At 62.9% G+C, this 11588-nt stretch carries 10 protein-coding genes; 9 read left to right on the top strand and 1 reads right to left on the bottom strand.

Annotated features, from left to right (window positions below):
- Nucleotides 1–139 precede the first annotated feature (139 nt).
- The 5 genes from HB778_RS13985 to HB778_RS13965 are packed head-to-tail and all read left to right on the top strand — an operon-like array spanning nt 140 to nt 3585.
- Nucleotides 140–646 (top strand): phage tail protein, encoded by a 507-nt coding sequence (locus tag HB778_RS13985; RefSeq protein ID WP_183464406.1) that lies wholly within the window; start codon nt 140–142, stop codon nt 644–646.
- Between the two features lie 12 nt (nt 647–658).
- Nucleotides 659–1162 (top strand): phage tail protein, encoded by a 504-nt coding sequence (locus HB778_RS13980; protein WP_095202619.1) that lies wholly within the window; start codon nt 659–661, stop codon nt 1160–1162.
- Nucleotides 1163–1171: 9 nt separating this feature from the next.
- On the top strand, nt 1172–1696 hold the full coding sequence (locus HB778_RS13975; RefSeq protein ID WP_095202620.1) for a phage tail protein: 525 nt from the start codon (nt 1172–1174) through the stop codon (nt 1694–1696).
- Between the two features lie 29 nt (nt 1697–1725).
- The gene (locus tag HB778_RS13970; RefSeq protein ID WP_183464405.1) at nt 1726–3036 is read left to right on the top strand and encodes a VCBS repeat-containing protein; all 1311 of its coding nucleotides are present in this window, start codon (nt 1726–1728) and stop codon (nt 3034–3036) included.
- 18 nt (nt 3037–3054) lie between these two features.
- The gene (locus tag HB778_RS13965; protein WP_244661908.1) at nt 3055–3585 is read left to right on the top strand and encodes a GNAT family N-acetyltransferase; all 531 of its coding nucleotides are present in this window, start codon (nt 3055–3057) and stop codon (nt 3583–3585) included.
- 251 nt (nt 3586–3836) lie between these two features.
- On the opposite strand, the gene HB778_RS13960 is transcribed toward HB778_RS13965, so the two are convergent.
- The gene (locus tag HB778_RS13960; RefSeq protein ID WP_095202623.1) at nt 3837–4259 is read right to left on the bottom strand and encodes a metallopeptidase family protein; all 423 of its coding nucleotides are present in this window, start codon (nt 4257–4259) and stop codon (nt 3837–3839) included.
- 241 nt (nt 4260–4500) lie between these two features.
- Here HB778_RS13960 and HB778_RS13955 point away from each other — a divergent pair, with 241 nt between their 5' ends.
- From HB778_RS13955 to HB778_RS13940, 4 genes are all read left to right on the top strand, one after another.
- Nucleotides 4501–5376: a DUF3800 domain-containing protein gene (locus HB778_RS13955; protein WP_183464403.1), complete on the top strand. Its 876-nt coding sequence runs from the start codon at nt 4501–4503 to the stop codon at nt 5374–5376.
- Nucleotides 5377–5579: 203 nt separating this feature from the next.
- On the top strand, nt 5580–6155 hold the full coding sequence (locus HB778_RS13950) for a hypothetical protein (RefSeq protein WP_183464402.1): 576 nt from the start codon (nt 5580–5582) through the stop codon (nt 6153–6155).
- Between the two features lie 246 nt (nt 6156–6401).
- The gene (locus HB778_RS13945) at nt 6402–8042 is read left to right on the top strand and encodes a DUF6504 family protein (protein WP_183464401.1); all 1641 of its coding nucleotides are present in this window, start codon (nt 6402–6404) and stop codon (nt 8040–8042) included.
- Entirely contained in the window at nt 8039–11386 is a 3348-nt protein-coding gene (locus HB778_RS13940; RefSeq protein WP_183464400.1) for an error-prone DNA polymerase, read from the top strand. Before HB778_RS13945 ends, HB778_RS13940 begins: the two co-directional genes overlap by 4 nt.
- The last annotated feature ends 202 nt before the right edge of the window (nt 11387–11588 follow it).

Below are 11588 nucleotides of genomic sequence, written 5' to 3'. Positions count from 1 at the left end.
CTAGTTGCGTCGGCGTGTAGAACATTCGGGAAAGCAAATGCCGCAATTTCTTGCCGGCAAAGCAAGTCGAAATCGCTGGACAGTTCCCTTGCGGAAGGATACTTTCAAATCCAAGCAAAATTGATGGTGGGGGACGTAGATGGCCGAGCCTTTTCTCTCGGAAATCAGGATAATGTCGTTCAATTTCCCGCCGAAAGGCTGGGCGTTTTGCGACGGGCAGCTCTTGCCCATCAACCAGAACCAGGGGCTGTTTTCACTGCTCGGCACCACCTTTGGCGGTGATGGGCGCGTGAACTTTGCTCTTCCCGACATGCGCGGTCGCGTGCCGAACCATACCGGCGGCATCGGCCATTTCCTCGGCGAGCGGGGCGGCGAACAGGCGCATACGCTCACCATCTCCGAGATGCCGACCCATACGCACCAGGCAAATGCGTCAAACAATGCGGGATCGGGCCAGATTCCGGGCGGCAATCTGCTGGCCAATTCCGCGCCAAATCTGCTCTATGGCCCAACGCAAAATCTCACCAACTTGCGACCCGATACGGTCACCAATGTCGGTGGCAGCCAGGCGCATCTCAACATGCAGCCGTTTTTGACATTGTGTTTCTGCATCGCCCTGCAGGGCATCTTCCCCTCGCCAAACTGACGGAGACGCACCGTGGCACAGCCTTATGTTGGTGAGATCCGTATGTTTGCCGGCAATTTTGCGCCGGCCGGCTGGATGTTCTGCGACGGACAGCTTCTACCGATCTCGGAAAACGAGACTTTGTTCAACCTGATCGGCACCACCTACGGCGGCGATGGGCAATCGACTTTCGCTCTGCCCGATTTGCGCGGCCGTCTTCCACTGCATCAGGGCAATGGCTTCACTCTGTCCGAGACTGGCGGCGTGGAGGAAGTCACTCTGAACGTAAACCAGATGCCGATGCACAGCCATCTCTTCATCGCGTCAAGCGATGTGGCGAATTCCCCGAATCCGGGCAGCAGCCTGATCGGCAGGTCGCCTCAGGTCAACATGTTCATGAATGCCGTCCCTTCGGTTCCAATGGCCGTGCAGTCACTCAGTAGTGTTGGTGGAAATCAGCCGCACACCAATTTCCAGCCTTATTTGTGCGTGGACTTCATCATATCGCTGTTTGGGATTTTCCCGTCACAGACTTAAGAGGACGTCATGGCCGATCCGTTCGTCGCCGAAATCCGGATTTTCCCGTTCAATTTTGCGCCCAAGGGCTGGGCGTTCTGCGACGGGCAACTCTTGCCGCTGTCACAGAACACCGCGCTGTTTTCACTGCTTGGCACCACTTATGGCGGTAACGGCAAATCGAATTTTGCCCTGCCGGACATGCAGGGCAATGCACCCATGCATCCCGGCCAGGGTCCGGGCCTGTCGCTGCACGATCTCGGTGAGACCGGTGGCTCGGAGACGGTCACTTTGCTGGAGAGCGAAATGCCTTCGCATCCGCATCAGGTCTTGAGTGTGCCGGGCAATTTCGCCGCCAATTCGAACGTCCCCACCAACACTGCGATCGCTAAGACGGCTCAGGGGAATGTCTATACACCCGCCGCAAATCAGGTGGGGTTGTCGGGTCAGACCATCGCTCCCGCCGGCGGCGGCCAGCCGCACAACAACATGATGCCGTACATCACCTTGAGCTTCTGCATCGCGCTGCAGGGCGTGTTCCCGCCGAGAACCTGAATTCCGCGCCAACAGGCAGGACCGATACGATGGCCAAGGAAGCAACGTCAAAGTCGGCGGCACCGACCGCCACCGCGAAGACGCCGGCTCCGGCCTCCGTCGGGACCGCTGCATCCCAGACGTCGCCCAGCCTGCGGAGCATGCCGGCCGGCACGCCATTCTTCGAACTGTCGCGGCTGATGGTGGTTGCTATCGATACGGCGGCGGGGCGTTTGATCCAGAAAGCGCAGACCGCGCCGAACGGACCGTGGCCCGCGGACTGGTCGATCATCGCCCCAGGCACCTTCGTGCAGATGACGGCCGGCCTGACCAAGGACGGGCGGGTGGCCGTTGTCGCACAGCTGTCAGGGACAACCAATCTCTCCGTCATCACCGAAGACGCCAACCAGATCGGCCCGATCGACAAGTGGAGTGCGCCTCAGAACATCGGCGCACCGCCCATCGCCACGAGCTACCAGAAACTGTCGATGGCGAACGATGCCGACGGCCGCATCGAGATTTTCGTGACCGACAATCAGGGCAATATCTGGTGGATTTACCAGAATCCGGACCAGATCGTGCAGGTGCAGAAAACCATCACGCCGCCGGGCACCAAGACGCCGATCGTTGTCACTGTCGACGAACGCGTTCCGCCGGCCAAGGAATGGAGCGACTGGCTCCAGATTCCCGGCGGCTTGGTGTCGGTCAGGGCGATCCGCCAGGCCGATGGCCGCATCGCGCTGTTCGGCATCAATTCCGGCCTTCACCTCTACCGCTGCCAGCAGTCCACGGCGGAAGCGCTGAAGGTTGCCGACTGGACGCAATGGGTGCAGATCGACACAACAGGCACCGGCGGCTTCACCGAAATGGCGCCGATTGTCGGCCCGCTCGGTGCCACCAATCTGTTCGCCTTGACGCAGAGCGGGCAGGTGCTGCACACGCGCCAGAAGCCAGCCGGCACCGACAGCTGGTCGCCCTGGGCCATGACCGAATACAGCCGGGTTGCCAAATATACGCTGGCTGCCGGCATCGAGGGCAATGGCGACATCATGCTTGTCGCGTCCGACCAGCAGCACGTTCACTCCTTCAACGCCCAGTATGACGCTGCCACGCAGAACTGGTCGGGGTGGCGCGATTTCAACGCCTCCGGCGCGAATACAAGGCTGACGCTCGACTACAATGCCGACGGCCGCGTCGCTTTGTTCAGCCTGATGAGCGGCGGTGCGCCCAACGACAACTCACTGTGGACGCTGTCGCAAATGAACATCGACAGCACCGAGTGGGAGGATGCCTGGGTGTCGCTTGCCAGCAGCAACGTCAACCAGGCCATCGTGGTGCGCGACCTGACGCCGCCGGTCTGACGATTGAATTCTGGCAGCGTGGCAGAAGAAGCAAAGCAGGCACATCGGCTTCCAGCCTGGTCCCGGTCGCTGAAGGCCGGGCTCGGCTTCCGTCCGTCGACCGAGGCGGATCTGCCGTTCCTGTCGCGGCTCTACGCCTCGACGCGCCTGGAAGAACTCGCCGTGACCGCGTGGAGCGAGGCGCAGAAGGCCGCGTTCCTCGACATGCAGTTCCAGGCGCAGCATGCGCATTACAGAAAACACTATCCCGAGGCTGACTGGCTGGTGGTGGAGCGGGCCGGGCAGGACATCGGCCGGCTCTATATCGAGCGCTGGCCAAGCCAGCACCGCATCATCGATATTGCTTTCCTGCCCAGCCATCGCCGCAAGGGCTACGGTTCCGCACTGCTGCGCGACCTGATCGAAGAGGCATGGTTAGCCGGCAAATCAGCGTCGATCCATGTCGAGAAGAACAACCCGGCAAGGCGGCTCTATGTCGAGCTTGGCTTCGCCGTGGTCGAGGACAAGGGCGTCTATGATTTGATGGCGTGTGCTCCGCCTGGGGGGTGATGCGGTCGGGTTGTGAGGGGCCGCAGTCCGGGCCGCCACACTGCCCAATCCTGCTCAAACAATCCCGGGGTCTGCGCGCATCGCTTCACTCCTTGCTTCGCCCTAGAGCAATTCCAGGAAAAGTGTGAGCGGTTTTCCCGGGCAAAGCGCATAGCACTTTGCCCTTGGGAATTGCGTCAAAACAAAGAGTTAGAGCCGTTCGCCGTTTCCGTGAAACGGTGAACTGCTCTAGGATGACGAAGACGCGAGGGCTATTCGGCCGCTTCCTCGATCCGCTCCATATCCTCGTCCGACAGGCCGAAATGGTGGCCGATCTCGTGGATCAGCACATGGGTGACGATGTCGCCCAGCGTCTCCTCGTTCTCGGCCCAGTAGTCGAGCATGGCGCGGCGGTAGAGCGTGATGCGGTTCGGGCCTTCGCCGGTCTGCGGGTTCCAGCGCTCGGCGATGCCGCGCCCCTCGAACAGGCCGAGCAGGTCGAACGGCGTCTCCAGCGACAGATCGTCCATGATCTCGTCGGTCGGGAATTCGGCGATCTGGATGACGATCTCGCCGGTCAGCTTGCGAAAATCCTCCGGCAAATGGGCGTAGGCCTCCAGCGCCAGGAACTCCAGCTCCTCCATCGAGGGCGCAAGTTCGCCATGCCAGGTGCGAGTCTTGTAGATGCGGGCCATGCTTTGTCCTTTGACCCGGCATATAGGCTTTCGCGCCGGAATCGGCAAATGGACAGGGATGACGCCTGCGCTCAAGATGAGCGGGCAGGAATAAATTGGACATGTTGTACCTCACGTAAGTGACGCATACGCTTGCCGGAAGGCGGTGAGTCGTGAGCCGTCCCTTAAGTTGGTTTGCTGCGAGCGCACTATTCTGAGCGCTGGCTAGCGACTACGCATCGACGTTCGCGGGAAAGCGCTATTGGGTCTCCTTCAAGCCGTAACCGACGATTCGGCTAGTGATGTCGGCGACCAGCGGCTTTTTCTAGCCGGCTACCTCAATAGCGCAGAAAAGTGGGCACTATTCTCGGATGCGTGGGCTGAGGAGCTAAAGGCCGCGCCAGCCATTGATTACTTCAAGATGGCTGAGGCGCAGAACCGGCGTGACCAGTTTAAGAGCTGGAGCGAAGGTCAGCGCGACGAGAAATTAAGCTCGCTGGCGCGTGTAATTGCGCACTTTAAGCCTCTGTCTTTTGAGGTGTCGGTGAGCCGCAAAGAGTTCTTTGACATATTGAAGCCCGTATCACCGCGCGGCCTTGGCAATCCTCACTTCACCAGCGTTTTTCACGTCGTCTCGATCTTGTCTAGATTTGCCAGCAGCAAGGGTGGGAACATACCCATCGAGTTTATTTTTGATGAGCAGGACGGCGTTAGCGATGATATCGACCTTTTCTTCGGATACATGAAACGTAATTTTCCGAGGAAGGTCAGGAAGCTAATTAGCGGCAACCCGATGTTCCGTGATGAAAAGATCTATCTGCCTCTCCAGGCCGCAGACATGATTGCTTGGCACGTCCGGCGAGAGCACGAGCTCAACACCGAATTGCCCCTCACCAATCTACTGCGGAGCGATACCCATTTGGTGAGTGAAATTGAAAACGAAGTGTTGCAACGATGGGCGCACCATCACTCACAACTACCGGCGGTAAAGCACCTTCAGTCCAAGGGGCAATGGCGCGATATTAAGCGAGAAATTGCTAGGCAATCGGCCCTTGGTTACATCCCGCCGCATGGGACTAGGTGGAAGAATTTTGTCAACGGAGCGCGCGAGCTCATCGCCAGCCTCATTCGCAGATAGTTCCCGAGAGGTTGCTTGAACCGCTCGGGCTCATTCTGACTAGGCTTTGGCTTCGCACCGGAATCGGCAAATGAACGGGCCGATGCGCCTGCGCCATCCAGGCAGAGAGGAATAAATTCCCCATGAGTCTGCTTGACTCTTGGGGGGCTCTCTGGAATCTATAGGAACATAACAGGAACAATTGTGAGTGGACACTGACCGTCATGGCGATATCAGCCGTGGCGCGGGAGACTGTTTTTGCCCTGCGCCGCCAGATCGCGAAGATCGAGGGAACGCTGCCCGAGCGCCTGCAGGCGCCGGCTGGCGCGCCGCTTGATGCCGACGGCGGCGTCGGTCTCACACCCAATGCCGATCTCACGATCGTGCGGCGCGGTCTTGCCGCGGCCTTGCCGGATGCCTACCTGCCGATCGGCATCGAAGGGCTCGATGCCGCCCTGAGCGGCGGCCTGCCGAAAGCGGCGCTGAGCGAAATCCATGGCCTGGAAACCCGCGATGCCGGGGCCGTCGCCGGCTTCGCCCTGTCGCTCACCAGCCTGATCCTCAAACGGGCGCAAGGGCTGCCGGTTTTGTGGATCGGCACCACGGAAATCTTCCGCGAGGCGGGCTTTCCCTATGCCAGGGGGCTGCAGGCCTGCTTCGGCATTGAACCAGAACAATTGCTGTTTTCCGAGGCGCCAAAACTCGTCGATGCGTTGTGGATCGCCGAGGAAGCAGCGCGGATGACGGCGCTCGCCGCCGTCATCCTGGAAATCGCGGCAACCCGCAACGGCTGGACCTGACCGCGACGCGCCGGCTGCATGCGAGGGCGCAAAGTGCGGGCCGCCCCGTATTCCTGCTGCGGCAGGCGGCCGAACCCGAACCGACGGCGGCGCCCGTCCGCCTCATCGTCGCGTCGGCGCCGGCGGTGCCGCGCGCCACGGTCGCCGGGCCGCTCGCCGGTTCGATCGGCCGCCCCGCCTTCACCATCAGCATCGGCAAGAGCCGCACGGCCCTGCCTGGACAATTCACACTGGAGTGGAACCCCGATGAACGCGTATTCGACGAAAGAAGGGGCGAGGAAAGACACCGGACAAAGAATCCTGTCCCTGTGGTTTCCCTATCTGGCGGCCGAAAGGATCCTGCGGCAGCGTCTGGGGCGGTCGTGGCGTTCCCGGCCCTCGGATCATCCGGCGCCATCTCACCCACCACTGGTGATCAGCCACCGCCAGGGCAACGCCCAGCGCATCTCAGCCCTCGACGAGCGGGCTGAGGCGCTGCACCTGAAACGCGACATGGGCATCGCCGATGCGCGCGCCATGCATCCGTCGATCGACATTGTCGAGGCCGATCCGGAAGCAGACCGGCGCCTGCTCGAAGGCCTTGCCGACTGGTGCGACCGCTACACCCCGCTGGTAGCGCTGGACGGGGCGGACGGCCTGTTTCTCGACGTCACCGGCTGCACCCATCTGTTCGGCGGCGAGCGCGCCATGCTGGACGACATCCTGTCGCGCTTCTTCCATCAGGGTTTCGATGTTCGCGCCGGCCTTGCCCCAACACCGGGGGCGGCCTGGGCGGCGGCCCACTTTTGCGGCGACCGCATCGTCGATGGCGGCGAGGAGGAAGCCCTGCTGGCGCCTCTGCCGCTCGCGGCATTGCGCATCGCGCCGGAAACCCGCGCCAGCCTGGAAAGTGTCGGCCTGCGCACGGCGGGCGCCGTCATGGCGGCACCGCGCGCGCCGCTTGCCCGCCGCTTCGGCGCCACTTTGCTGTTGCGTCTCGACCAGGCGCTTGGCCGTCTCGACGAGGCGGTGTCGCCGCGCCTTCCCGTCGCGCCGCTTTCGGTCGAACGGCATCTCGCCGAACCCGTCACGCTCACCGAGGACATCGAGCGGCTGGTCGGCCTGCTGGCGACGACCTTGAAGGGCGATCTCGAGCGCCGCGGCGAGGGCGCCCGGACGCTGGCGCTGCTGCTTTTCCGTGTCGATGGCGCTGTCAGCCGCATCGCGCTCGGCACCTCGCGGCCGATGCGCGATCCCAGGCTGATCCAAAAGCTGTTCCATGAAAGGCTGGCGGCGCTCGAGCAGGACATCGATGCCGGCTATGGCTTTGATCTGGTGCGGCTTTCGGTGCTGGCCGCCGCCGCTTTCGACATGGCGCAGGCCGATCTGACCGGCGAGGTGACCGATGACGGCGCCGACATCGCGCTGTTCGCCGACCGCATCCGCGCCCGGCTCGGCGAAGGCGCCGTGCTGCAGCCGGTCACGGTGGAAAGCCATCTGCCGGAACGTGCCGTCGCCATCGTCCCCTTCAGCGAAGCGCCGCGCCGGACCACGCCGCCGAAGAGACCGGACAGGGTGCAGGCGCCCACAACCATCTTTCCGCCGGAACGCCCGATCCGGCTGTTCCGTGCGCCCGAGCCGATCGAGGTGCCGGCCACCGAAATGCCGGAGGGGCCGCCGCTCAATTTCCGCTGGCGGCGCGCGCTCTACCGGGTCACCCGTGCCGAGGGGCCGGAACGCATCGCCGCCGAATGGTGGCAGGAAGTGCCAGGCGACGCGGCGGCATCGACGCGCGACTATTTCCGCATCGAGGATGCCGACGGCCGCCGCTACTGGCTCTACCGGCAAGGGCTTTACGGCGGCTCGCAAGCTGCGCCGCGCTGGTTCATGCACGGGGTCTTCGCATGAACGCGCTGACCGTCATTCCCTATGCCGAGTTCGGCATCCAGTCGAATTTCTCCTTCCTGCGCGGTGCCTCCAAGCCGGAGGAGCTGGTGGTCGCGGCCAAGCTCTTGGGTTTCTCGGCGATCGGCCTTGCCGACCGCAACACGGTGGCCGGCGTGGTGCGCGCCTGGCAGCAGGCCAAGGTCGAAAAACTCGCCTATCACCCCGGCTGCCGGCTGGTTTTTGGCGACGGCACGCCGGATATTCTCGCCTATCCCAGGAACCGCGCCGGCTGGGGGCATCTGTGCCGCATGCTCACCCAAGCCAATCTGCGCGACGAAAACGAAAAGGGCGCCACCCTTCTCCAGCGCAGCGACCTGCTCGAATGGGGAGACCTGATGTCGCTGGCGGTGCTGCCCGATCTGGCGGCTGGCGCTGAAGACAGTCTCGCTTTGCTCCGCCAGCTCAAGGACCGCTTCGGCAGGGCCCTGCGGCTTGGCGTCTCGCCCTGTTATGCGGGCAATGACCGCTTCCGGATCGAGCAGGCGGCGGCGTTTGCCCAGAGCACCGGCATCCCGCTGATGGCGACCAACGATGTGCTCTACCACACGGCCGAACGGCGGCCGCTGCAGGACGTGCTGACCGCGATCCGCCTCAACACACCCGTTGCCGAGGTCGGGCTGGAACTCACCGCCAATGCCGAACGCCATCTAAAACCGCCGCTGGAAATGGCCCGCCTGTTCCGCAGGCATCCGCAGGCTCTGGCCGAGACCTTGCGTTTCGCCGAAGAGCTGACCTTCTCGCTCAGCGACCTTCAGTACAATTACCCCGACGAGCCGACGGAATCGGGCCTCGGGCCGCAGGCCGAGCTGGAGAGGCTGGCGCGGGAAGGTGCGGTGAGGCGCTTCCCGGGCGGTGTCCCGGCCAGCGTCATAAAACGCATCCAGGAAGAGCTCGCCCTGATCGAGCGGCTGAATTACGCGCGCTACTTCCTGACTGTCTACGACATCATCAAATTCGCCCGCGGCCAGAACATCCTCTGCCAGGGCCGAGGGTCGGCCGCCAATTCGATCATCTGTTTCTGCATCGGCATCACCGAGGTGGGACCGGACAAGATCGACACGCTGTTCGAGCGCTTCATTTCCGAGGAGAGGAACGAGCCGCCTGACATCGACGTCGACTTCGAGCATGAGCGGCGCGAAGAGGTGATGCAGTACATCTATACGAAGTACAGTTCCAAACGCACGGCGCTTGCCGCCGCCGTCATCAGCTATCGCGGCCGCTCGGCGTTGCGCGAAGTGTCCAAGGCGATGGGCCTGTCGGAGGATGTCCGGGCGTCCCTGTCCGGCTCGATCTGGGGCTGGTCGACCTCGGAACTCGGCGAGAAGGAAGCCCGCGCCGGCGGCCTCGACCGGAGCGACCCGACATCGCGGCATGTGATGGAACGGGCCAACGAGATCATGGGCTTTCCCCGTCACCTCTCCCAGCATGTCGGCGGCTTCGTCATCACCAGGGACCGGCTCGACGAGATCGTGCCCATCGTCAAGACGGCGATGGACGCGCGCAAGATGGTCGAATGGGACAAGGACGATCTCGACGCGGTGAAGATCCTAAAGGTGGATGTGCTGGCGCTCGGCATGCTGACCTGCCTCCAGCGCGCCTTCACTCTGCTTACGGACCATTATCCAAAAGCCCGGGATCCCTATGGCCAACCCTATGTGCTGGCCACCTTGCCGCCGGAAGACAGGCGCGTCTACGACATGATCTGCCGCGCCGATACGCTCGGCGTCTTCCAGATCGAGTCTCGCGCGCAGATGTCGATGCTGCCGCGGCTTCAGCCGCGCGATTTTTATGACCTTGTCATCGAGGTTGCGATCGTCCGGCCTGGGCCGATCCAGGGCGACATGGTGCATCCCTATCTGCGCCGTCGACAAGGCAAGGAGAAGGCCGAATATCAGAAGGCGGAATTGAAAGACATCCTCGGCAGGACGCTTGGCGTGCCGCTGTTCCAGGAACAAGCAATGAAGATCGCTATCGTCGCCGGCGGCTTCAAACCGGGTGAAGCCGACGAACTGCGCCGCGCCATGGCCACCTTCAAGCGCACCGGCACCATCGGCAATTACCGCGACCGAATGATCAATGGCATGGTCGGCAAGGGCTACACCAGGGACTTCGCCGAGCGCTGCTTCAAGCAGATCGAGGGTTTTGGCGAATATGGCTTTCCCGAAAGCCACGCCGCCTCCTTTGCCTTGCTCGTCTATGCCTCGTGCTGGTTCAAGACCTTCTATCCCGACGTGTTCTGCGCCGCGATCCTGAATTCGCAGCCGATGGGTTTTTACCAGCCGGCGCAACTGGTGCGCGACGCGCGCGACCATGGCGTCGACATCCGCGACGTCGACGTCAATTACTCCGTCTGGGACTGCACTTTGGAAAAAGCGCCTTTCGATCCGGCCCGCATCCTGCCCCGCCATGCCGATATGCGCGGTGTCATCGAGACAAACCATGCGCTGCGGCTCGGCTTCCGGCAGATCAAGGGTCTGTCCAAGGAACGGATGGAGGATTTCGTAAAGCGGCGGGGTTCAGGCTACTCGACCGTCCGTGACGTCTGGCTGCGCTCCGGTCTCGATGTCGACGAGATCGAGCGGCTGGCGCAGGCCGATGCCTTTCGCTCGATCGGCCTCGACCGCCGTGCCGCGCTTTGGGAAGTGCGCGCGCTGGGCGCCAAGAGTGCCGCCGAAAAGCTGCCGCTGTTCGACCAGCCGGCGCTGCGCCTGCGCGAGCTGGAGCCCGAGACGAAGCTGCCGACAATGCCGCTCGGCGAGCATGTCATCCACGACTACCGCTCGCTCGGCCTGTCGCTGAAGGCGCACCCCGTGGCCTTCCTGCGCGAGCGGCTCGACCGCGCCGGCGTCACGCCCAATGCCAACCTGCCATCGGTGCGCGACGGCAGGCGCGTTTCCGTCGCCGGCCTCGTGCTGGTGCGGCAGCGCCCCGGCAAGGGCAACGCGATCTTTCTCACGCTGGAAGACGACAAGGCCGTCGCCAATGTTATCTTCTGGGAACGGACCTTTACCCGCTTCCGCCCCATCGTCATGGGCGCGCGGTTCGTCAAGGTGACCGGGAAATTGCAGTCGGAATCGGATGTGATCCATATCGTCGCGGAGAAGATCGAGGATCTGACACCCTGGCTGACCGTGCTCCTGGAAAAGGTCAGCGGGGCTGGAGCGCCGGGCGCCGAACCCCCGGCCACCAGGGCGGAGCCTCCGGATCGAGATGCCCGACCACGCAACGCGCCAGCCGGCCAGGATCTCGCAACGCTGTCGGAAGAGGCGGAACAGGTCATGCCCAAGGGGCGCAATTTTCAGTAGGCGCGGCCCCTACCTTCGTCATCTGAAGAAACGCTGTGATCCTTCGCGCCCCCCTCTGTCCTGCCGGACATCTCCCCCACAAGGGGGGAGATTGGCTGACATCCCGGCTTTCGCCAATCTCCAACGTTGAAAGGCGGGCTGGACGGCGAAGCTGCCGATCTCCCCCTCGTGGGGGAGATGCCCGGTAGGGCAGAGGGGGCGC

The organism is Mesorhizobium huakuii (assembly GCF_014189455.1).
Taxonomy (GTDB): domain Bacteria; phylum Pseudomonadota; class Alphaproteobacteria; order Rhizobiales; family Rhizobiaceae; genus Mesorhizobium; species Mesorhizobium huakuii_A.
The sequence above is the reverse complement of the archived record's forward strand: the minus strand, read 5'-3'. Positions and strand labels throughout refer to the sequence as shown.